The sequence below is a fragment of the Rhodococcus sp. 15-2388-1-1a genome (assembly GCF_002259145.1).
GTDB lineage: Bacteria > Actinomycetota > Actinomycetes > Mycobacteriales > Mycobacteriaceae > Rhodococcoides.
Window position 1 is genome coordinate 29,558 of the sequence record NZ_NPFP01000026.1, and the last position, 21,018, is coordinate 50,575.

The window sequence follows — 21,018 nt, forward strand, 5'->3', positions numbered from 1 at the left end:
ACAGCAGACGTCGGTCGCTCGAATCAGTAACGGCGAGCACCGTCGAACGGCATCGAGGCAAGCGGAGCAACCTTGACCGGCACGCCGGACGTGGATGCATGCACGACATTGCCGTTGCCGACGTAGATGCCCGAGTGTGAGCCATCGTAGAACGAGACGACGTCGCCGGGGGCGAGGCTGTCGCGCGAGACCGGAGTGCCCGCGGCCGCCTGGTCGTAGCTCGTACGGGGCAAGCTGATGCCGGCCTGCTTGTACGCCCACTGAACGAGGCCGGAGCAGTCGAACGAATCCGGACCCGAAGCGCCGTACACGTACGGTGCACCGATCTTGGATTCTGCGGCCTGAACGGCCTTCGCTGCCGGGGTGACCTGGGGTGCCAACGGCGCACCAGGCGCAGGCACACCGGGAATGTTGAGGGGAGGGAGGCCCGGGATGTCAGGAATCTCGAAGGTTCCGACGCCGGGAATGGTGAGGGGGGCCGCCATTGCGGGTGCAGCGGGAAGAATGACCACGCCTGCCGTGAGCGCTCCGGCTACGAGGACTCGCCGCAATGATCGGTTGGAAAGTTGTGACGCCACGAAAGATGGTGCTCCGTTTCTTCCTATCGTCCGCCGACCGAGTTAGCTGACGGGTTCGGGCTGGGAAGAGCAGCCCTACCCACCGGCCACCGTGTGGTGGCTCAGCGGGATTCACCCCAGTAGATATCGGGTTCCCGGTACGAACACTCTCGCGAGTGATCGATTAGGCGGTGACTTGCGACGCCACTCCGGTTTGGACTGGCGAGACTCCGCAAGGTCTCAGGAAGGTTACGAAATGGCATACCCCTGTGTCGACCCCAACTCGCCGAGGCGAGTGAATTCGCCCCGATTCTCGCTAGCCGGCGCGCTGATCCCCCGGTGTGTCACGAGTCGATAACAACGGAACCTCGGCGGTGTCCTCGTCGTTCACGACGAGCTTGAGAGTGGGCACGAGACCGACATCGGCGAGCACACCCATGGCACCGAGTTCTTCCTGCTCGAGAGTGATACGAGACGGCGGACCGACCCACCGCCCGTCCGATCTCGACGGCATCCCCGGAGCCCCGAGAAGCACCGTCACGACGCAGTCCGCGCAGGCGATGTCACGGACCAGGCAGTCACTGCAGTCGATGATCATTGTGATCCTTGTCTCTTTGCGGTTTCCGGCGGCCGAATCGGCCGACGAAGCGAAAGATAGCGTCGGGCACCGACAGGTTTCGTGACACGACGACGTTCGGCGGCGCGCTGAGCGTTCTTGTCGGAGGTCGGCCCTAACGTCGTCCCGGTGAGCCTGCCCATCCAGCTGACGTTCGACGAACTCGACACCCCTCTGCACGAGACGACGTTCGTCGTCGTCGACCTCGAGACCACCGGTGGTAGCGCGGACACCGAGGCCATCACCGAGATCGGGGCAGTCAAGGTTCGAGGCGGAGAAATTCTCGGCGAGTTCGCCACCCTGATCGACCCGGGCAGATCCATCCCGCCGTACATCGTGGAGCTGACCGGCATCACATCGGCGATGCTCATCGGCGCGCCGCGCATCGAACGGGTCCTGCCCGGTTTCCTCGAATTCGCCCGCGGTTCGGTACTGGTGGCGCACAACGCCGGCTTCGACACGGGATTCCTCAAAGCGGCCGCCAGTCGTCTCGACATCGCGTGGCCACGGTTTCAGGTGCTGTGCACCGTCAAGCTGGCTCGTCGAGTTCTGACGCGCGACGAGGCTCCGTCGGTGAAGCTGTCCGCGCTGTCGACATTGTTCCGGTCCGGCACCAGGCCCACCCACCGCGCACTCGACGACGCCCGGGCGACCGTCGACGTTCTGCACGGCCTCATCGAACGTGTGGGCAATCAGGGAGTCCACAGCTACGCCGAGTTGGTCGACTACCTACCCGCGGTCTCGGCCGGCCAGCGCGCCAAACGCGGCCTGGCTGCTCATCTACCCGGCACCCCCGGCGTCTATCTGTTCCGCGGCCCGTCCGACGAGGTGCTGTACGTCGGTACGTCCAACAACCTCAAGCGACGCGTGCGCAACTACTTCACCGGCTCGGAGACGAGAGGCCGGATGAAGGAGATGGTCGCATTGGCCACTCGCGTCGACCACGTCGAGTGTGCGCACGCGCTCGAGGCCGGAGTCCGCGAGCTACGGCTGCTCTCGGCGCACATCCCGCCTTACAACCGCCGCTCGAAGTTTCCCAGGAAGGGGTGGTGGATCACCCTGACCGACGAGGCGTTTCCCCGCCTGTCGATCGTTCGCACACCGACACCGAACAGCCTCGGACCGTTCTCGGTTCGCGGCGACGCCGCCGAGGCCGCTGCGCTCGTCGCGGAGTTCTGCCGCCTACGAACGTGCACTCGACGTCTGGCTCGCTCGGTCCGACACGGTGACCACTGCCCGGCAACCGACGTCGGAGGCTGCCCAGCGGCACTGTCCGGCCCGTTGACGGCCGACGAGTACTCGGACGCCCCGACACAGTTTCTCGCCCTCGTGTGCGGTCAGGACGATGCCGTTCTCTATTCCATGCGCCACCGCGTCGCCGAGTTGGCGGACAAGGAGCTGTACGAGACGGCAGCTCGTCTACGCGACCGGATCGCGATCACCGTCGATGCACTGCGCAGGATGCACCGATCGGCAGCAGTGGCCACCATTGCCGAACTGGTTGCGGCGAAGCGGACGTCCGACGGCGGGTGGGAGTTGATCGTGGTGCGTTTCGGGCGTCTGGCCGGCGCTGCCGTCGCGCCGCGCGGAGTGCATCCGATGCCTGTTGTCGATGCCATCACCGCGTCGGCCGAGACGGTGCTGCCCGATACCACCCCGCTTCGCGGCGCGCCGCCGGAGGAAGTCGGACTGATTGCGGCCTGGCTGCGTACGGACGGCGTCCGGATCGTGCGTACGAGCAGTGGGTACTGCAGCCCGGCACGGTCGGCGGGTTCGTGGGAGTCGTGGTGTCGGACGGCGCGAGAAGCAGCACGGGCAGGAGTGGAGCCTGCGGAACGACCGTTCAGGGCAGGAGTGGAGCCTGCGGAACGACCGTTCAGGGCAGGAGTGGAGCCTGCGGAACGACTCTTGCAGCACGGCAGCAACTAGGGTCTGGGGGTAGCTCGCGTCGGACACCGAGCTCGAGATGCTTGAGGAGCACAGATGATCAATGCCATCGTCTTGATCGACGCCGAGGCCGACTTGATTCCGGAGGCGGCTCAGGCCGTTGCCGATGTCGACGGGGTGTCGGAGGTCTACTCGTGTGCTGGGGATGTCGATTTGATCGCCATCGTCAAGGTTCGCGATCATGCTTCGATCGCAGAGGTCATCACCAAGCACATCAATCGTGTGCGGGGAGTGCGCAGCACCACCACTCACATTGCGTTCCAGTCCTATTCGAGCGCCGATGTCGATGCCGGCTTCTCGATAGGCGAGTAGGCGTCCTCTACGTCAGTCGACGAGTTCGTTGGTGCATCGACCCCAATCGGCGAGCAGACGTGCGGCCGCGCCCGAATCGACTGTCGTTGCGGCAGTGGCCAATCCGGCTTCGATCCGGGTGTGGAGGTCGCCGGACACGCCACGGTGCGCTGCCATCGCTGCGGCCGCATTGAGCAGTACTGCGTCGCGGACGGGGCCGTGTTCACCGGCGAACACGCGATGCGCTACGGCTGCGTTGAATTGGGCGTCTCCGCCTTTCAGAGCTTCGATGGGCGCTCGGGCGATGCCGTAGTCGAGCGGGTCGATCGTCTCGACTTTCACCGAACCACCGGACACCACGTGCACGGTCGTGGTGGTCGACAGGGTGATCTCGTCCAGTCCGTCGTCGCCGCGGACGACGAGCACCGAGCTGCCCCTGGCGGCGAACACGTCGGCGACCACGGGGACCAGGTTCTCGAACGCGCAGCCGATCAGGCCTGCGCGCGGGCGGCCCGGGTTCGTCAGTGGCCCCAGCACGTTGAAGACCGTGGGGATTCCGATTTCCTTGCGCGGTGCGGCGGCGAAGCGCAGTGCGGGGTGGTGGATCGGCGCGAAGCAGAAGCCGATGCCGACCTGCTCGACGCTCGCCGCGACTGCGGCGGCCCCGAGTGTCACGCGGACGCCCAACGCCTCGAGCACGTCGGTCGTGCCGCTCTTCGACGAGGCTGCGCGGTTGCCGTGCTTGACGACTCGGATGCCGCTGGCAGCGACGACGACGGCGGCCATCGTGGAGATGTTGACGGTGTCTGCTCCGTCCCCTCCGGTCCCCACGACGTCGACGGCGTCGGTGTCGGTGTGCACCAGCACTGCGTGCGCCAGCATCGATTCGGCCAGCCCGTTCACCTCCGCCGGCGTCGGGCCCTTCATCTTGAGCGCTACGCCGAAGGCTGCGATCTGCGCGGCTGTCGCGTTGTCGGCCATGATCTCGTCCATGACCCAGCCGGTGTCGGCGCTGGACAGATCGGTGTGGTTCGTCAACGCGCCGAGGATTCGACGCCAGGTTCGCGGCTGTTCGTCGCTGATCGCTGCGGTCATGGTGGTTCTGCCGTGCCCTTCTGCCGTCGATGCACTCGGTGCCGTGGAAGCTTAGCCAGACGCTGCGTCGGGCTGCGCGGGCTGCAGCGCGTCCCAGCCGAGGACGGCTCCCCCTCGACGCTGAGCGAGGCCCGCCATGCGAGAACGCTCCTGCGAGCAGTGCAAGGCGTCGAGCACCTGCACACGTTGCAGCACCAGAGGGACACCGTCGTCGACCTTCGGGCGATAGCCCTCGCTGTCCTCGAGTTCGACGTTCGGTCCGACTTCGTAACCGTCCTGCGCCGCGACGGACGCGGCGTCCTCGACTTCGTGAGCGGGCAACAGCAGATGGTGCCGAAGCAGCACGTCCGACGCCTCCGTCCACACCGGCTGGGTCCTCGCCGCTTCGTCGAGCACGGCCGAGCATGCCTGTGCGTCGTCGAAGCAACTCGCCACTGTCACCAGGTCGTCACGGGTGGGGTCCAGACGTTCGGCCGTCGATCGCGAGAACAGTCTCCGAAACCATCCACCTTCGGTGCGCTTTGCCATGAGGCCAGCCTTGCACGACTGGACCCTACCGGCCCGTACAGGGCCTTCCACCAGCACGGGAACAAGGAGGCACTCGGATTCGTTCCGACACGACGCGCCAAGAGCGGACCCGGATATGCCTTCCGTACTACGACGGGTCATACTTCTCTTTGTGACGAGCGCTGTAGGGACTCAAGGATCGGCAATCACCCAACGCGTGCACTCGCTGAACCGCCCCAATATGGTCAGCGTCGGCACGATCGTGTGGCTGTCTAGTGAACTCATGTTCTTCGCCGGGCTGTTTGCGATGTACTTCGTCGCACGCGCCCAGGCGAATGGAATCTGGCCGCCGGAGCCGACGGAACTGAACCTCGCTCTCGCTGTGCCGGTGACCGCGGTGCTGATCGCATCGTCGTTCACCTGCCAGCTGGGTGTGTTCGCCGCCGAGCGAGGTGACGTCTTCGGACTGCGCCGCTGGTACATCATCACGTTGGTCATGGGCGCGTTCTTCGTGGCCGGCCAAGCGTACGAGTACTACCACATGGTCCACGAGGGCACGACGCTCTCGAGCAGCGTGTACGGCTCGGTCTTCTACATCACGACCGGCTTCCACGGACTGCACGTGATCGGCGGACTCATCGCCTTCGTGTTCCTGATCACCAGGACGCTGGTCAGTAAGTTCACGCCCGCGCAGGCCACCGCCGCCATCGTCGTTTCGTACTACTGGCACTTCGTCGACATCGTCTGGATTGCCCTCTTCGCAACGATCTACTTCATCCGCTAGTGACAGTCAGCACGCCAAAGATAACGAGCGAACGGATTCAGCCCCCGACGTTCGGTCCGTCCCGACACGACAAGGGATAGAAGATGAGTTCATCTCCCCCAGCAGCATCCGACGACAACGCCGCCTCCAAGACGAGACGGCAGCGTAAGACGCGCCGACGCATCACCGGTGCGCTCGTACTGATGATGGGCCTTCTGAGCGCAGGGTTCCTCGCTTCGGCTCTGACGCCGACCCCGCAGGTCGCGACCGCCGATACCGATTCGGCAGCGCTGATCCGCGAGGGCAAGCAGCTCTACGACACGTCCTGCGTCACGTGCCACGGTGCCAACCTGCAGGGTGTTCAGGATCGCGGACCGAGCCTCATCGGCGTCGGCGAAGCAGCCGTGTACTTCCAGGTGTCGAGCGGCCGCATGCCCGCCGTTCGCAACGAGGCACAGGCGATGCGCAAGCCGCCGAAGTTCAACGACAAGCAGATCGACGCCCTCGGTGCGTTCATCAACGCCAACGGCGGCGGACCCACGGTCATCCGCGACGAGAACGGTGAGATCGCCCAGGAGTCGCTGCGCGGCGGCGACATCGGACGCGGCAGTGAACTGTTCCGTCTCAACTGCGCTTCCTGCCACAACTTCACCGGCGAAGGCGGCGCTCTGTCCTCGGGCAAGTTCGCACCGTCCCTCGGCCCTGCCAACGAGCAGGAGATCTACACCGCGATGGTCACCGGTCCGCAGAACATGCCGAAGTTCTCCGATCGTCAGCTGACGATCGAGGAGAAGTCCGACATCATCGCGTACGTCAAGTCGGCCCAGGAAACGCTTCCCGCAGGCGGTTGGAGCATCGGAAGCTTCGGTCCCGGTACCGAGATGATCGCTATCTGGACGGTCGGCATCATCGCCGTCGTCGGAGCAACTTTGTGGATCGGAGCTAGATCATGACCGACGGCGATTCCGGCCGTAAGGACGCGAACAACGACGACGAATCCGGACGCAAGGATGCGACCGGTTCCGAAGGCGTGAACGCGGACAAGAAGTACACCGACGAAGAGCTCGCCGCGATGAGCCGCGACGAACTGGTCGAGCTCGGTACCAACCTCGACGGCGTCGACGTCGCTTTCCGCCGCAACCGTTGGGCTGTGGAAGGTACCCGCGCCGAGAAGCGCGCCGAGCGCAGCGTCGCGATCTGGTTCACGATCGCCGGTCTCGCCGCAGTTGCGTTCATCGGTATCTACCTGTTCTGGCCGTGGCAGTACGCCGGCATCGGCGAAGAGAACTACCTGGCCTACTCGCTGTACACCCCGCTGATCGGCGGCACGATGGGCCTGGCGATCCTCGCGGTCGGTGTCGGCGCGGTGCAGTTCACCAAGAAGTTCATCCCGGAAGAGGTCTCGATCCAGGATCGCCACGACGGTGGTTCGTCGGAGACGGACCGCAAGACGCTCGTCGCCGAGCTGGGCGACTCCCTCGACACGTCGACCATCGGTCGTCGCAAGGTGATCAAGCGATCGCTGGTCTTCGGTGGTGGCGCACTCGGCGTCATGGCGCTGCTTCCCCTCGGTGGCCTGATCAAGAACCCGTGGGCGAAGGGCGAAGATTCTCCGTTGTGGGTATCCGGCTGGACTCCTCGCTACGATGGAGAGACCATCTACCTCCGACGAGACACCGGGCGACCGGAAGATGTCGTTCTCGTTCGGCCCGAGGACTTGGACGCTGGTGCCATGGAGACCGTCTTCCCGTTCCGCGAAGCGGACCGCGAGAGCGAGCACGACCTGCTCGTCTCTCTGCGCGGTGTTCGTAACTCGGTCATGCTCATCCGCCTTCGCCCGGACGCCGCCAGCACCGTCGTCAAGCGCAAGGGCCAAGAAAGCTTCAACTACGGCGACTACTTCGCCTACTCGAAGATCTGCACGCACCTGGGTTGCCCGACATCGTTGTACGAGCAGCAGACCAACCGAATTCTGTGCCCTTGCCACCAGTCGCAGTTCAACGCGCTCGAGTACGGCAAGCCGATCTTCGGACCGGCTGCGCGTGCGCTGCCCCAACTTCCCATCACTGTCAACGAAGAGGGATTCCTCGTCGCTTCGGGAGACTTCACCGAAGCTCTTGGACCCGCCTTCTGGGAACGTCGTCCGGAGCGTGACTCATGAGTACATTGCAAACCCTCGCCGCCAAGCAGGCCGACGGCGTAGACAGTCGTTACCACTTGGCGCCGGGATTGCGTCGCCAGATCAACAAGGTCTTCCCCACGCACTGGTCGTTCCTGCTCGGTGAGATCGCGCTGTACAGCTTCGTCATCCTGCTGATCTCGGGTGTGTTCCTCACCCTGTTCTTCGATCCGTCGCTCAGCGAAGTCGTGTACGACGGTGCGTACACCCCCCTCAACGGCGTGACGATGTCCAGGGCATACGCCACCGCTCTCGACATCACGTTCGAGGTTCGTGGCGGTCTGTTCATGCGGCAGATTCACCACTGGGCCGCTCTGATGTTCGCGGCGTCGATCATCGTGCACATGATGCGCATCTTCTTCACCGGTGCGTTCCGTCGCCCGCGTGAGGCCAACTGGGTCATCGGTTGCCTGCTGCTCATCCTCGCGATGTTCGAGGGCTTCTTCGGCTACTCGCTCCCCGACGATCTGCTCTCCGGCACCGGCCTCCGCGCCGCTCTCGGTGGCATCACGATGAGCATCCCGATCATCGGCACGTGGATGCACTGGCTCATCTTCGACGGCGACTTCCCCGGCACGATCATCATCCCGCGCCTGTACGTCGCTCACGTGCTTCTTCTACCGGCCATCATCCTGGCGCTGATCGCAGCCCACCTGGCCCTGGTCTGGTACCAGAAGCACACGCAGTTCCCCGGACCGGGCCGCACGGAGCAGAACGTCGTCGGCGTTCGTATTCTCCCGGTCTTCGCAGTCAAGTCCGGTGCCTTCTTCGCCGTCACCTTCGGTGTACTGGCAGCAATGGGCGGACTGCTCCAGATCAACCCGATCTGGAATCTCGGACCGTACAACCCGTCGCAAGTGTCGGCAGGCGTACAGCCCGACTTCTATCTGATGTGGACCGACGGCATGGCACGACTGTGGCCTGCCTGGGAGATATACATCGCCGGCCGCTACACCATCCCGGCAGTGTTCTGGGTGGCAGTGATCATGGGTCTCGTCTTCACCGTGATGATCGCCTACCCCTGGATCGAGAAGCGTCTCACCGGAGACACTGCGCATCACAACCTGCTGCAGCGTCCCCGCGACGTTCCGGTGCGTACCGCGATCGGCGCGATGGCCCTCACGTTCTACGTGATCCTCACGCTCTCGTGCATCAACGACCTCATCGCATACAAGTTCGACATCTCGCTGAACGCGATGACGTGGATCGGTCGTATCGGAATTCTGACCATGCCCCCGCTCGCGTACTTCATTGCATACCGATTCTGCATCGGACTGCAGCGCAGTGACCGGGCTGTTCTCGAGCACGGCATCGAAACCGGAATCATCAAGCGACTCCCGCACGGCCAGTACGTGGAAATCCACCAGCCGCTCGGACCGGTCGACGATCACGGACACCCGATTCCCCTCGATTACCAGGGCGCACCCGTACCGAAGAAGATGAACAAGCTCGGCTCGGCCGGAAAGCCCGGCTCGGGATCGCTGTTCACGCCGGATCCGGTGGCACAGAGCAAGGCTCTCGAAGACGCCCACCACAAGGGTGAGCACGAGCAGCTCACGATGCTCCGCAACTACCAGGCGGGCATCCACGGCAACGGTCACTCGAACGGCAATGGCCACTCGAACGGGAACGGTCATGCCAATGGCAACGGCCACTCGAACGGGAACGGCCACTCGAACGGGAACGGCAATGGGCTGCACTCGGACGAGGACACTGCCATCGCTTCGGGTCGAAGCGACAACGACAGAGAACGCTGACATCTGACAGAGTCCGAAAAAGAGGGCGACACCGGCAACGGTGTCGCCCTCTTTTGTTGTCTGCGAAGACTATCCGGGCTCGAAGCCTTCGCTACAGGACGGCTCCACACCGGCGAAGGTCCTGACGGCCCCTCCCCTCCCCCACCGGGCGGATGACCCGTCGACCCGGTGTACCGACCGTTCTCGGCTCAGGGGCCCGCGAACACCGGTATTACTATCGGTGTCATGGTTCGCATTCCCCTCACCCCCGGCGAACTCGCCCGAGGTGCCAGGCTCGGCTCCGCTCTCCGTCATGCCCGTGGTGGTCGAACCATGACCGACGTCGCGGATGCGGCCGGTATCTCGGTCGAGACTCTGAGGAAGATCGAGACCGGCAGAATTCCGACGCCGGCGTTCTTCACCGTCGCCGCACTGTGCGGTGCGCTGAACATCTCCCTCGATTCGCTCGCCGATTCGACGTCCAGCTCCGTCCGGTCCCACTCGGAGGCCGACGTCTCCTGACGGCCCCACCTCGTTCAGCTCTCCCGTTCATCTCCGCCGGTTCACACCCCACAGCGCCGTGAGCCGATCATCCCGTCCTTGCCTGTGCCCCGGACAGCAGAAAAGGGCCCCGGTCGCTCGTGAGAACGACCGGGGCCCTTTCCGGGTGTAGCTGGTGGAGTCAGTGGCGCTCGGCACCCACGTGGTACTCGAAGACCAAACCTGCGGCCGCAGCGATGACGCAGACGACGCCCAGGGCGATGAGCCACGGCTGGAAGAACGCGAATCCGATGGCGGTGACGGATGCCGCTGCTGCCAGCACGATCGGCCAGAAGCTGCCGGGGCTGAAGAAGCCGAGGTCGCCTGCGCCGTCGCTCACCTCGGCGTCGTCGAAGTCCTCGGGGCGCGTGTCCAGGCGTCGGGCGACGAACCTGAAGTAGGTACCGATGATCAAGGTCAGACCCACCGACAGGAAGATCGCGGTGACTCCGGCCCACTCGACTCCTGTGCGGCTCAGGCCCGTGAACAACGTGTACACGATGCCGACCAGGAGAAAGAAGACAGTGAGGATTTCGAAGATCTTGGCTTCGATTTTCATATCAGCATGCTTCCTTGGTCAGTTGCCTTCAGCGACAGCGGCTGTTCGGACGGTGCGGTCGGTCGAGAACGGCGCGGTGCTCGTTGCGACGGGGCTCTCGCCGATGGCTTCGAGCGCCTGCGCGTTGGTCAGCGCTTCTCCGCCTTCGGACAGGGGCTTGCGAAGTTCGATGTACTGCTCGAACCGCTCCGGAGACACGGCACGCACCTCGAAGTTCATCATCGAGTGGAAGGTGCCACACATCTCGGTGCACCGTCCGACGAAGGAGCCTTCGCGTTCGATTTCGCTGATCTGGAACACGTTGTCGGAGTGGTTCTCCTCGGGGTTCGGGAGAACGTCACGCTTGAACAGGAATTCCGGAACCCAGAATCCGTGGATGACGTCCGAGGACGCGAGCACGAATTCGATGCGCTTGCCGGTGGGCAGAACCAGGACGGGGATCTCTTCGCTGGAGCCGACCGTTTCGATCTTGTTGTAGTGCAGGTACGACAGGTCCTGCGTGGATGCTCCGTTGATCGGGCCCGGAACGAACTCGCCGTCCTCGCTGCCCTCGGCACCTTCGCCCGGGGTGGCGGCGGCCTCGGCGGCAGCCTGCTCTTCCTCGTCGGTGCCCTCGTACTTGGCGGCACCGTCCTTGAGGTCGATGGTCCGGTATCCGAACTTCCAGTTCCACTGGTACGCCGTGACATCCACCTGGACGTCGGGATCGGCCTGCTTCTCGTCGACGTAGTTCTGCACCACCACGGTGAAGTAGAACAGGACGGCGATGATCACGAACGGAACCGCTGTGTAGAACAGCTCGAGCGGAACGTTGTACGCCGTCTGGCGGGGGAACTCCGGTGAACTCTTCTTCTTACGGTGGAACAGCACCACCCAGAAGATCAGAACCCACACGATGATGCCCATGACCAGGGCGGCAATGACCGACCACGTCCACAGGTCGCCGATGCGTCGCCCCTGAGGGGTGACGCCCGAGGCGAAACCGAAATTGAGTACGTTGTCGCTGCTGATGGAACAGCCCGACAGCATCAACGCGGCTACACCGAGAAATGCTGTCAGCCCCGCTCGCCGAAGGATCCGACTCTGCGCCACGTTCACGCCTTCCTGATTGCCCACCACTGAAGAATAAGGGCTTCCACATGGAGATGCCCGAGTACTACGCAGCGTAGACCAAAGCCCGAGGAGAACCACCCTTGGGTCGTTACCTACGTCCGAGCGTGTCTGCGGCATACTCGGATCCTGATCTACAGTCCCGCTGACGACACTCGCGGAGACCAGGACCCCTGCACTGTCCCCAACTGCGAGAAGAGGTAGCAGACGCCGTGTGTGGACTGCTCGGAGTACTCACGTCTCACGGAACGACCGCCGCCGGAGTCGAACTCGTCGCTTCGGCGACACACTGCATGCGACACCGTGGCCCGGACGAACCCGGTGGCACCTGGCACGACGACGACGTCGTCTACGGCTTCAATCGGTTGTCCTTCATCGACATCGAACACTCCCATCAGCCGATGCGTTGGGGTCCGCCGGAATCACCGAACCGGTACGCGCTCGTCTTCAACGGCGAGATCTACAACTATCTGGAACTGCGCGCAGAACTTGCACGCGACCACGGTGCCGAGTTCACCACCGAAGGTGACAGCGAGTCGATCGTCGCGGCGTTCCACTACTGGGGCGCTGCCGCCGTGCAGCGACTGCGAGGCATGTTCGCGTTCGCCGTATGGGACACCGAGACTCGCGAGATGTTCATCGCACGCGATCCCTTCGGCATCAAGCCGCTGTTCCTGGCCACCGGTCCGGGCGGCACCGCGTTCGGTAGCGAGAAGAAGAGTGTGCTCGAGCTGATGGATCTGCTCGGCGTCGACGCCGATCTCGATCCTCGCGCGATCGAGCACTACACGGTGCTGCAGTACGTCCCGGAGCCCGAAACCCTGCACGCAGGCGTTCGCCGGCTCGAATCCGGTTGCTACGCCACCCTCTCCCCCGGTACCGCGCCGAAGGTCACCCGCTACTTCACCCCGAAGTTTCCGGTGCAGCCCTTCGCACCCGGCAGCGAGAAGGCGCGGTACCAGGAAATCGCCGAGGCACTCGAGGACTCGGTTGCCAAACACATGCGTGCCGACGTCACCGTCGGCTCGTTCCTCTCGGGCGGCATCGACTCGACGGCCATCGCGGCTCTGGCGATTCGTCACAATCCCGACCTGATCACGTTCACCACCGGATTCGAGCGCGACGGCTACTCGGAGGTCGACGTGGCAGCGGAGTCCGCGGCCGCAATCGGTGCCCGACACATCGTGAAGGTCGTCGGGCCGGAGGAGTTCGCGGCGTCCATCCCCGAGATCGTCTGGTATCTGGACGATCCCGTGGCCGACCCCGCGTTGGTGCCGCTGTACTTCGTCGCCAAGGAAGCACGCAAGCACGTGAAGGTCGTGCTCTCAGGTGAAGGCGCGGACGAATTGTTCGGTGGCTACACCATCTACCGCGAACCGCTGTCGTTGAAGCCGTTCGAGTCGCTCCCCGCCTTCCTTCGTCGTGCGGCCGGCTCGTTGAGCGAGCGAATCCCGGAGGGCACGCGCGGCAAGAGCCTGCTCAACCGGGGATCGATGACTCTCGAAGAGCGGTACTACGGCAACGCTCGCAGCTTCAACGACGCGCAGTTGCGATCGGTGCTGCGTGAGTTCCGATCCGAGTGGACTCATCAGGACGTCACCGCGCCGATCTATGCGCAGTCGCAGGGCTGGGATCCGGTTGCTCGGATGCAGCATCTGGATCTGTTCACCTGGTTGCGCGGCGACATTCTGGTCAAGGCCGACAAGATCACCATGGCGAACTCACTCGAGCTGCGAGTTCCGTTCCTGGACTCCGAGGTCTACAAGGTCGCCGAGAAGCTTCCGCTCGAGCAGAAGATCACCAAGAGCACCACCAAGTACGCACTGCGCCAGGCGCTGGAGGGAATCGTTCCCGGTCACGTGCTGCACCGCGCCAAGCTGGGATTCCCCGTGCCACTGCGCCATTGGCTGCGCGGCCCGGAACTCTTCGACTGGGCGCACCAGCAGATCGCCGATTCGCAGACCGATCACCTGCTGAACAAGGCCGCCGTCGTCGCAATGCTCGACGACCACCGCGCAGGCAAGTCCGATCACAGCCGACGACTGTGGACGCTGCTGATCTTCATGGTGTGGCACGGCATCTTCGTCGAGAAGCGCATCGTGCCGCAGATCGCCGAACCGGAGTATCCGGTCAACATCTGACCTGGCCGACCGTCCCCGGCGGATCAATGCGACTTTCGGTCACTCGGAGTGCAACAAAGCCACATTGATCCGGCGGGCAAACGAACAACCTCGATCAGGCGGGGAGCAATGCCCCGATCTCCTCGCCCGCGTCGGCACCGTAGGCCGCCGTCAGACGCTTGATCGCGTCGTCGCGGTTGAGATCCCACTCCTGGGTGCCGGTGGTCTCGAGTACCAGCACGGCCACGAGCGAACCGAGCTGCGCTGCACGTTCGATGCTGGCTCCGGCCATGTGCGCGGTGAGGAAACCTGCTCGGAAACCGTCGCCGACACCGGTCGGGTCGACCTTGCTCGTCTCGGGTACGACACCGATGTGAGTGTGTTCGCCGCCCTTGGCGACGATGTCGACGCCCCGCTTACCCAGGGTGGTGACGCGCAGATCCACCTTCGCGGCGATATCTGCGTCGGACATTCCGGTCTTCTGCTTGAGAAGCGCCCATTCGTACTCGTTGGTGAACAGGTACGCGGCACCGTCGATCAAGTCGGTTGCCTGCGCGGCGTCGAGCCGGGCGAGCTGCTGTGACGGGTCGGCCGCGAACGGGATGCCGGCAGCGCGGCACTGCGCCGTGTGCGCCGTCATGGCGTCGGGGTCGTTGGCACCGATCAGAACCAGGTCCATCGAGTGCTGCGCTGCCAGTGCCTCGATGGAAATATCACGGGCCTCGCTCATCGCTCCGGGGTAGAACGACGCGATCTGCGCCATGTCCTCGTCCGTGGTGCAGACGAAGCGGGCCGTGTGCGCGGTAGCGGACACGCTCACACCACTGCAGTCGACTCCGTGCTCTTCGAGCCAGCTCCGATATTCGGCGAAGTCCGGTCCCACAGCTCCGACGAGCAGTGGCGCACCGCCGAGAACTCCGAGTGCGTATGCGATGTTGCCGCCGACGCCGCCCTTGCGGATGACCAGATCGTCCACCAGAAAGCTCAACGAGATGTTAGAGAGCTGGTCGGCGACGATCTGCTCGGCGAACCGTCCGGAGAATCGCATCAGATGGTCGGTCGCTATCGAGCCGGATACCGCGAGAGTCACGAAGGAGGGCCTTTCGGTTCGGAAATGCTGGGGTGTTGACAGGCAGACACGACTGTGACCGATACACGCGTGCGTGTACCGGTCACAGTCGAGAACGAGTCAGCTCAGTTGAACGAGTCGCCGCACGCGCACGATCCCGTGGCGTTCGGGTTGTCGATCGTGAAGCCCTGCTTCTCGATCGTGTCCACGAAGTCGATGGATGCACCCTCCACGTAGGGAGCGCTCATCCGGTCCACCGCGAGGGTGACGCCGTTGAAGTCGACCGCGAGGTCGCCGTCGAGGCTTCGGTCGTCGAAGAAGAGCTGGTAGCGCAGTCCTGCGCAGCCACCTGGCTGCACGGCGATGCGCAGAGCGAGGTCGTCGCGGCCTTCTTGATCCAGCAACGCCTTGGCCTTGGTCGATGCGGTCTCCGTCATGGTGACCTTGTGCGCCGTGGTTTCGGTCGTTGTGGTCTCATTCGAAACGGTCATGGGCTCTCCCTATCAGTCGTACAACCCGTGAATTACTCAACCGTACTCCCGGTGGCTCTATTCCTCACGCTCGCCGCCTCGGTTCGACCGAGGTTTCGGCAACGTCGGCCGCGACGCGCGCGGCGAGCTGTTCGAGCTGGTTCGCCGCGTCGGACATCGCCAGCTCCACCGATCCCGCGAACTCACTGATCGAATGCGCTGACGAGATACCCGCCGAGGCCAGTTCGTCCTCGGACAAGGTGACCTGTCCCGCCAGCACGATCGTGTCGATCCCGGTCGCGCCGCCCGCGGCAGCGATTCTGGTCACCAGCTTCCCTCGCAGCGATTGCGAGTCGAATTTGCCCTCACCGGTCAAAACCAGGTCGACGGAGTCCAGAAGTTCTTGCTGACCGGTCCGTTCGGCCACCACGACGGCACCGGGAAGCTGCCTGCCGCCGAGTGCGAACAGAGCGGCTCCCAGTCCGCCTGCGGCTCCGGCGCCGGCACGATCTGCCACGTCGTAACCGGCGGCAGCGAGCACTGCGGCCCAATCGGTGTTGAACTCCTCCAGCCGAGCGACGGTGTCCGCGTCGGCACCCTTCTGCGGGCCGAACACGCGGGCTGCACCGGTATCGCCCAGCAGCGGGTTCTCCACGTCCGACGCGGCGACGAGGTCGATGTCCGACAACCGCGCGACTGCCGCTCCCAGTCCGCCCAGTGCACGAATCATCGCGCGCCCGCCGTCGGTGCAGCTGCTTCCGCCGAGCCCGACGAACACCGTACGAGCGCCTGCATCGAGGGCGGCGTCGAGAAGCTGGCCGACGCCGTAGCTGCTTGCCTTCAGGGCAGACAGTGTGGTGGGTGGGCCGCCGAGCAGATGCAGACCGCAGGCGTGGGCCGATTCGATGTACGCCGCCGTACCGTCGAGCAGCCAGTGGGCTCGGACCGGGTTGCCGAGTGGCCCGTCGACGTCCGCGGAGTGCACGGTGCCGATGCGCGAGGCCAGGACCTCGACGAAGCCGGGGCCGCCGTCGGATTGGGGCGCGAGTTCGAGTCGATCGTTCTCACGAACCGAGGCCCATCCCCTGGCGATGGCCTCCGCCGCGGCCGCGGCAGTCAGGGTGTCTCCGAACGAATCCGGCGCAATCATCACTCGCATCGTCGGAAGTCTAGGGCTGCAGCGCCGGAACGGCATCCGCTGTTTCGCCGCTGACCTGGCCGGTGTTCGACACCGACGAGTCATCCCATACTCTGAGTGCGTGAAGCTGCTACGCCGTGGAAACTCTGACAATTCGGACGGAAACGACTCGAACGAATCCGAGTCGACGACGGCCGGGAGCGACGCGACCACTTCGGTGTCTCTCGGCAAGGGCCGACCGACCCCCAAGCGCCGTGACGCCGAGGCCCGGCGTCGCGGACCGGTTGCTCCTGCTCCGCTGACGAGCAAAGAGGCACGCGAGCGTCGCAAGGCGAACAAGGGCAGCAAGGAAGATCGCAAGGCCGCGTCCAACGAGCGACGCGCCGCCGCAGCCGAACGACGCGCACGCATGCTTGCGGGCGACGACAAGTACCTGCTCCCGCGAGACAAGGGTCCGGTCCGTGCCTACGTGCGCGACATCGTCGACGCGCGGCGCAACCTCGTTGGTCTGTTCATGCCACTCGCGCTGATCCTGATCTTCGCGTTGTTCCTGCAGCCTCAGGTGCAGCAGTACGTCACCCTCGGCATGTTCGTCATGATGCTCTTCATGGTCGGCGAGGGCGTCTACCTCGGCAAGATGATCAACAACAAGATTCGGGTGCGGTTCCCCGAGACCACCGACGGCGGTTTCAAGATCGGGTGGTACGCCTTCGTTCGTGCGTCCCAGATCCGCAAGATGCGCGCTCCCAAGCCGCGAGTCAGCGCCGGCGAGGCCGTCTGACGTCGGTGGGCGAACCGAGACGAACCCTCGTGCTCGGTGGAGCCAGATCCGGTAAGTCCGGGCACGCCGAGTCGCTTGCCCTTCTCGAGCCGGTTCGTTATCTCGCCACCGGTAGGCGCGACGCCACGGACGAGGACTGGCAGCTCCGCATCGACCGTCATCGCGCGTCGAGACCGACACATTGGTCCACTGTAGAAACCGTCGCAACACTGTCGGGAGTCCTGTCGCAGCCGTGGGACGGCACCACCGTCGTCGACGATCTCGGAACGTGGCTGACGGGAATGCTCGACGACGCGCAGGCGTGGGAGCTCCCCCGCGGCACCATCGCACCGGCTGTCGACAACCTGGTGGGGGCGGTCGCGGACTGCACCTCCACTCTCGTCTTGGTCAGTCCCGAGGTCGGACTGTCCGTGGTGCCCGAATCCCGTTCCGGTCGCCTCTTCCGAGACGAGTTGGGCTTGCTCAATTCTCGGCTCGCAGCAGTGTGTGACAGGGTTCTGCTGGTCGTCGCGGGACTCGCGCTGACTCTCAAGGAACCTCCGGCGGACTTCATCACCGCGAAAGGCACAGTGTGACAATTCTTTCGGAAGAGAATTCGGCGTCATCGCCGTTCCGTCCGGTGACCGCTCCGTCCGACTCGGCTCGATCGGCCGCCGCGGACCGGCAACGGGAATTGACCAAGCCTGCCGGCAGCCTCGGTCGCCTCGAGGCGCTCGGTGAGTGGATCGCCTCCTGCCAGGACACCTGCCCGCCGCGCTCTCTCGAACGAGTGCGAGTTGTCGTGTTCGCAGGCGATCACGGCGTCGCTGCGCACGGGGTCTCTGCGTACCCTCCCGAGGTGACGGCGCAGATGGTCGAGAACATCCGCGCCGGTGGTGCCGCGGTCAATGTGCTCGCCGATATCGCCGGTGCCGCGGTTCGGGTTGTCGACATCGCTGTCGACGCCGATACGGATTCCTCTGTGTCCGCGTTCAAGATTCGACGGTCCAGCGGATCGATCGACCGCGAGGACGCACTGACCGAGGACGAGGTTCTGGCCGCGATCGCCGCCGGAGCCGCCATCGCCGACGAAGAAGTGGACGGCGGCGCAGATCTTCTCATCGCAGGCGACATGGGTATCGGAAACACCACTCCTGCAACGGTATTGATCGCGACCCTGACCGACACCGAACCGGTTGCCGCTGTCGGTCGCGGCACCGGAATCGACGATGCGGGGTGGATCAGGAAGACCGCAGCGATCCGGGACGCGATGCGTCGAGCACGACCGGTCGCGAAGAATCCAACCGATCTGCTGCGGGTCGCGGGCGGAGCCGACATCGCGGCCCTCGCCGGCTTTCTCGCCCAGGCCGCGCATCGGCGAACCCCCGTGATTCTGGACGGCCTCGTGGTGACAGCGGCCGCTCTGGTGGCCGAGGACGCGGCAGCCGGGGCACGCAGCTGGTGGGTTGCCGGGCATCGTTCGGCCGAGCCCGCCCATTCACTTGCGTTGCGGCACTTGCGTCTCGAGCCGATCGTGGAGTTGGAGATGCGCCTCGGCGAAGGCTCGGGTGCGCTGGCGGCGTTGCCTCTGGTTCGTGCGGGTGTCGGCACCCTGAATTCGATGGCCACCTTCGCCGACTCCGGTGTCAGTACCGGCGATATCGAAGCCCACAGCACTATCGAAGAGCACTGACGGTGCGCGGGCGAGCCGATGCACTGGTGCTCGCGTTCTCCTGGCTGACGGTGCTGCCTGTACGCGGCCCGGACGAGGTCGACAGGGACTCCGCCGGGCGCGCGATAGCGCTCGCTCCGATCGTCGGCATCGCCCTGGGCGCCATCAGCGCGATCCTTCTGTGGACATCGACGACGGCAGGCCTGTCTCCCCTGCTCGGCGGACTGATCGCCGTCGCGGCCACGGCACTGCTCACTCGGGGGATGCATCTCGACGGGTTGGCCGACACCGCAGACGGACTGGGCTGTTACGGACCTCCCGAGCGCGCGCGAGAAGTCATGAAGTCCGGCAGTGCCGGGCCGTTCGGAGTTGCGACCATCGCACTCGTTCTGGCGGTTCAGGCCGCGGGCCTGGGCCAGCTCGCGGAGCAGCAGCTGTGGTGGGCGATCGCTGTCCTGCCGGTGATCGGCCGGGTGTCGGTGGTGCTCGCCTGCCGCCGGGGCACGGCCGCGTCGTCTCCGAACGGTTTCGGTGCGCTGGTCGCAGGCACGCAGTCGAACGTGACTCCAGCGCTGTGGGTGGTTGTCGCAGTGGCGATCTCGGTGTTCGCAGAGCCCGACCGCCCGTGGCAGGGACCGCTGGTGGTCGTCGCCGTTCTGGTGCTCGGGACACTGGCCACTCGGCACTGCGTCCGACGCTTCGGCGGGCTCTCCGGCGACGTGCTCGGAGCCGGGATCGAGACCACCACCGCGCTGGCCGCGATCGGTCTGCTCGTGGGGAGCTAGCGGAGCGTCGTCATCCAGCCGTGCGTGTCGGCGAACGTTCCGCGCTGGATGCCGGTGAGCGTGTCACGCAGTGCGAGCGTGATCTCGCCCGGCTCGCCGCCTGCGATCTCGAACGTTCCCTCGGTGGACTTGACGCTGCCCACCGGTGTGATGACCGCTGCCGTGCCACATGCGAACACCTCGGTGATCTCACCCGAATCGGCACCCTTGCGCCACTCTTCGGTGGAGATCCGCCGCTCTTCGACGGGAATACCTGCATCCGTCGCCAGGGCCAGCAGCGAGTCACGGGTGATGCCGGGGAGGAGCGATCCGGACAGCGAGGGCGTCACCAGACGCGCGTCGGAGCCCGAGCCGAAGACGAAGAACAGGTTCATCCCGCCCATCTCCTCGACGTAGCGACGCTCGGTGGCGTCGAGCCACACCACCTGGTCGCATCCCTCGTCACTCGCCTGCGCCTGCGCGAGCAGTGACGCGGCGTAGTTGCCCGCGAACTTCGCCGCACCGGTTCCGCCCGGAGCCGCCCGGACGTACTCGGTGGACAGCCAGACGCTCACCGGCTTGACGCCGCGGGGGAAGTACGCGCCCGCGGGCGAGGCGATCAACATGTAGCGGTACGAGTCGGCGGGTCGCACACCGAGCCCGGCCTCGGTGGAGAACATGTACGGCCGGACGTACAGCGCGTCCTCGCCGCCGGCCGCGGGCACCCAGTCGTGGTCGAGTTCGAGAAGCTTCTCGATCGATCCGATGAACAGCTCGTCCGGCAACTCCGGCATCGCCAGACGGCGAGCCGAGGAGCGGAAACGCTCGGCGTTGGAGTCCACCCGAAAAGTCGAGAGGTCGCCGTTCGGCTGACGGTAGATCTTGAGTCCTTCGAAGATGGCCTGGCCGTAGTGCAGGACCATCGCGGCGGGGTCGAGTTCGATCGGACCGTACGGCGCGATCGTCGCATCGTGCCAACCGCTCTCACGGGTGTAGTCGATGTACACCATGTGGTCGGTGAAGTGTTTTCCGAAACCGGGTGCAGCGAGCACCGCGTCGCGCTCCGCGGCAGTGGCGGGCGAGGAATGCTGCACGTGCGTGAATTCGGAAACACCTGTCATGCCG

Annotated in this window: 22 protein-coding genes and 1 riboswitch; of the genes, 12 read left to right on the forward strand and 10 right to left on the reverse strand. The window is 64.9% G+C overall.

All coding sequences use genetic code 11. The features are described from left to right. Window positions 1-23 precede the first annotated feature (23 nt). Both CH302_RS15955 and CH302_RS15960 read right to left on the reverse strand, forming a co-directional pair. On the reverse strand, window positions 24-578 hold the full coding sequence (locus tag CH302_RS15955; RefSeq protein ID WP_037192860.1) for a C40 family peptidase: 555 nt from the start codon (window positions 576-578) through the stop codon (window positions 24-26). Between the two features lie 16 nt (window positions 579-594). Further along, window positions 595-758: riboswitch (cyclic di-AMP (ydaO/yuaA leader) on the reverse strand. 115 nt (window positions 759-873) lie between these two features. Then, a complete protein-coding gene (locus tag CH302_RS15960; protein ID WP_037192862.1) occupies window positions 874-1,155 on the reverse strand; it encodes a hypothetical protein in 282 nt (93 codons plus the stop codon). A 147-nt stretch (window positions 1,156-1,302) separates the two neighbouring features. Here CH302_RS15960 and CH302_RS15965 point away from each other — a divergent pair, with 147 nt between their 5' ends. Together CH302_RS15965 and CH302_RS15970 are read left to right on the forward strand one after the other, a co-directional pair. Then, the gene (locus tag CH302_RS15965; protein WP_082323736.1) at window positions 1,303-3,102 is read left to right on the forward strand and encodes a DEDD exonuclease domain-containing protein; all 1,800 of its coding nucleotides are present in this window, start codon (window positions 1,303-1,305) and stop codon (window positions 3,100-3,102) included. Between the two features lie 54 nt (window positions 3,103-3,156). Then, window positions 3,157-3,432, forward strand: a complete 276-nt coding sequence (locus tag CH302_RS15970; protein WP_027497377.1) for an Lrp/AsnC family transcriptional regulator — start codon at window positions 3,157-3,159, stop codon at window positions 3,430-3,432. Between the two features lie 12 nt (window positions 3,433-3,444). Here CH302_RS15970 and trpD read toward each other — a convergent pair whose 3' ends face one another. Continuing rightward, window positions 3,445-4,506: an anthranilate phosphoribosyltransferase gene (gene trpD / locus CH302_RS15975; protein WP_037192865.1), complete on the reverse strand. Its 1,062-nt coding sequence runs from the start codon at window positions 4,504-4,506 to the stop codon at window positions 3,445-3,447. Window positions 4,507-4,557: 51 nt separating this feature from the next. Then, window positions 4,558-5,034, reverse strand: a complete 477-nt coding sequence (locus CH302_RS15980; protein ID WP_037192867.1) for a hypothetical protein — start codon at window positions 5,032-5,034, stop codon at window positions 4,558-4,560. 151 nt (window positions 5,035-5,185) lie between these two features. Between CH302_RS15980 and ctaE the strand changes: the two genes are divergently transcribed. The 5 genes from ctaE to CH302_RS16005 all read left to right on the forward strand — a co-directional run bounded on the left by ctaE (window position 5,186) and on the right by CH302_RS16005 (window position 10,213). After that, window positions 5,186-5,797, forward strand: a complete 612-nt coding sequence (gene ctaE / locus CH302_RS15985) for an aa3-type cytochrome oxidase subunit III (RefSeq protein WP_037192869.1) — start codon at window positions 5,186-5,188, stop codon at window positions 5,795-5,797. 83 nt (window positions 5,798-5,880) lie between these two features. Continuing rightward, a complete protein-coding gene (gene qcrC, locus CH302_RS15990; protein ID WP_037192872.1) occupies window positions 5,881-6,729 on the forward strand; it encodes a cytochrome bc1 complex diheme cytochrome c subunit in 849 nt (282 codons plus the stop codon). Then, complete coding sequence (qcrA, locus tag CH302_RS15995) at window positions 6,726-7,937, forward strand: cytochrome bc1 complex Rieske iron-sulfur subunit (RefSeq protein ID WP_255138312.1); 1,212 nt, start codon at window positions 6,726-6,728, stop codon at window positions 7,935-7,937. The genes qcrC and qcrA overlap by 4 nt, the downstream gene beginning before the upstream one ends. Continuing rightward, a complete protein-coding gene (qcrB, locus tag CH302_RS16000) occupies window positions 7,934-9,712 on the forward strand; it encodes a cytochrome bc1 complex cytochrome b subunit (protein ID WP_037192874.1) in 1,779 nt (592 codons plus the stop codon). Before qcrA ends, qcrB begins: the two co-directional genes overlap by 4 nt. Before the next feature lie 225 nt (window positions 9,713-9,937). Continuing rightward, window positions 9,938-10,213: a helix-turn-helix domain-containing protein gene (locus CH302_RS16005; RefSeq protein ID WP_037193523.1), complete on the forward strand. Its 276-nt coding sequence runs from the start codon at window positions 9,938-9,940 to the stop codon at window positions 10,211-10,213. A 160-nt stretch (window positions 10,214-10,373) separates the two neighbouring features. Here CH302_RS16005 and CH302_RS16010 read toward each other — a convergent pair whose 3' ends face one another. Together CH302_RS16010 and ctaC are read right to left on the reverse strand one after the other, a co-directional pair. Continuing rightward, a complete protein-coding gene (locus CH302_RS16010; RefSeq protein ID WP_037192876.1) occupies window positions 10,374-10,790 on the reverse strand; it encodes a cytochrome c oxidase subunit 4 in 417 nt (138 codons plus the stop codon). A gap of 18 nt (window positions 10,791-10,808) precedes the next feature. After that, on the reverse strand, window positions 10,809-11,888 hold the full coding sequence (ctaC, locus tag CH302_RS16015; RefSeq protein WP_037193526.1) for an aa3-type cytochrome oxidase subunit II: 1,080 nt from the start codon (window positions 11,886-11,888) through the stop codon (window positions 10,809-10,811). A 224-nt stretch (window positions 11,889-12,112) separates the two neighbouring features. Between ctaC and asnB the strand changes: the two genes are divergently transcribed. After that, a complete protein-coding gene (asnB, locus tag CH302_RS16020) occupies window positions 12,113-14,041 on the forward strand; it encodes an asparagine synthase (glutamine-hydrolyzing) (RefSeq protein ID WP_037192878.1) in 1,929 nt (642 codons plus the stop codon). Between the two features lie 94 nt (window positions 14,042-14,135). Here the strand turns inward: asnB and CH302_RS16025 are convergent, their stop codons facing one another. From CH302_RS16025 to CH302_RS16035, 3 genes are all read right to left on the reverse strand, one after another. Then, window positions 14,136-15,110 carry a carbohydrate kinase family protein gene (locus CH302_RS16025; RefSeq protein ID WP_037192880.1) on the reverse strand — a complete coding sequence of 325 codons (975 nt, stop codon included), beginning with the start codon at window positions 15,108-15,110 and terminating at the stop codon, window positions 14,136-14,138. Between the two features lie 104 nt (window positions 15,111-15,214). Then, a complete protein-coding gene (locus CH302_RS16030) occupies window positions 15,215-15,580 on the reverse strand; it encodes a HesB/IscA family protein (RefSeq protein ID WP_037192882.1) in 366 nt (121 codons plus the stop codon). A 64-nt stretch (window positions 15,581-15,644) separates the two neighbouring features. Next, window positions 15,645-16,718: a glycerate kinase family protein gene (locus CH302_RS16035; RefSeq protein ID WP_037192884.1), complete on the reverse strand. Its 1,074-nt coding sequence runs from the start codon at window positions 16,716-16,718 to the stop codon at window positions 15,645-15,647. A gap of 100 nt (window positions 16,719-16,818) precedes the next feature. On the opposite strand from CH302_RS16035, the gene CH302_RS16040 reads away from it, so the two are divergent. The 4 genes from CH302_RS16040 to CH302_RS16055 are packed head-to-tail and all read left to right on the forward strand — an operon-like array spanning window position 16,819 to window position 19,914. After that, the gene (locus CH302_RS16040) at window positions 16,819-17,478 is read left to right on the forward strand and encodes a DUF3043 domain-containing protein (protein WP_037192886.1); all 660 of its coding nucleotides are present in this window, start codon (window positions 16,819-16,821) and stop codon (window positions 17,476-17,478) included. Between the two features lie 5 nt (window positions 17,479-17,483). Next, the gene (gene cobU, locus CH302_RS16045; RefSeq protein ID WP_037192888.1) at window positions 17,484-18,053 is read left to right on the forward strand and encodes a bifunctional adenosylcobinamide kinase/adenosylcobinamide-phosphate guanylyltransferase; all 570 of its coding nucleotides are present in this window, start codon (window positions 17,484-17,486) and stop codon (window positions 18,051-18,053) included. Beyond that, window positions 18,050-19,150 carry a nicotinate-nucleotide--dimethylbenzimidazole phosphoribosyltransferase gene (cobT, locus tag CH302_RS16050; RefSeq protein ID WP_037192891.1) on the forward strand — a complete coding sequence of 367 codons (1,101 nt, stop codon included), beginning with the start codon at window positions 18,050-18,052 and terminating at the stop codon, window positions 19,148-19,150. Before cobU ends, cobT begins: the two co-directional genes overlap by 4 nt. 2 nt (window positions 19,151-19,152) lie before the next feature. Then, window positions 19,153-19,914, forward strand: a complete 762-nt coding sequence (locus CH302_RS16055) for an adenosylcobinamide-GDP ribazoletransferase (RefSeq protein ID WP_037192893.1) — start codon at window positions 19,153-19,155, stop codon at window positions 19,912-19,914. Here CH302_RS16055 and CH302_RS16060 read toward each other — a convergent pair. Further along, window positions 19,911-21,014, reverse strand: coding sequence for a branched-chain amino acid aminotransferase (locus CH302_RS16060; RefSeq protein ID WP_037192897.1), 1,104 nt, complete (start codon window positions 21,012-21,014; stop codon window positions 19,911-19,913). The genes CH302_RS16055 and CH302_RS16060 overlap by 4 nt on opposite strands. Window positions 21,015-21,018: the final 4 nt, after the last annotated feature.

Excerpts from the sequence above, each read along its gene's own strand:
- CH302_RS15960 (WP_037192862.1), bottom strand. The coding sequence starts at position 1,155 with ATGATCATCGACTGCAGTGACTGCCTGGTCCGTGACATCGCCTGCGCG.
- CH302_RS15970 (WP_027497377.1), top strand. The coding sequence starts at position 3,157 with ATGATCAATGCCATCGTCTTGATCGACGCCGAGGCCGACTTGATTCCG.
- trpD (WP_037192865.1), bottom strand. The coding sequence starts at position 4,506 with ATGACCGCAGCGATCAGCGACGAACAGCCGCGAACCTGGCGTCGAATC.
- CH302_RS15980 (WP_037192867.1), bottom strand. The coding sequence starts at position 5,034 with ATGGCAAAGCGCACCGAAGGTGGATGGTTTCGGAGACTGTTCTCGCGA.
- qcrC (WP_037192872.1), top strand. The coding sequence starts at position 5,881 with ATGAGTTCATCTCCCCCAGCAGCATCCGACGACAACGCCGCCTCCAAG.
- qcrA (WP_255138312.1), top strand. The coding sequence starts at position 6,726 with ATGACCGACGGCGATTCCGGCCGTAAGGACGCGAACAACGACGACGAA.
- qcrB (WP_037192874.1), top strand. The coding sequence starts at position 7,934 with ATGAGTACATTGCAAACCCTCGCCGCCAAGCAGGCCGACGGCGTAGAC.
- CH302_RS16005 (WP_037193523.1), top strand. The coding sequence starts at position 9,938 with ATGGTTCGCATTCCCCTCACCCCCGGCGAACTCGCCCGAGGTGCCAGG.
- CH302_RS16010 (WP_037192876.1), bottom strand. The coding sequence starts at position 10,790 with ATGAAAATCGAAGCCAAGATCTTCGAAATCCTCACTGTCTTCTTTCTC.
- CH302_RS16030 (WP_037192882.1), bottom strand. The coding sequence starts at position 15,580 with ATGACCGTTTCGAATGAGACCACAACGACCGAAACCACGGCGCACAAG.
- CH302_RS16035 (WP_037192884.1), bottom strand. The coding sequence starts at position 16,718 with ATGCGAGTGATGATTGCGCCGGATTCGTTCGGAGACACCCTGACTGCC.
- CH302_RS16060 (WP_037192897.1), bottom strand. The coding sequence starts at position 21,014 with ATGACAGGTGTTTCCGAATTCACGCACGTGCAGCATTCCTCGCCCGCC.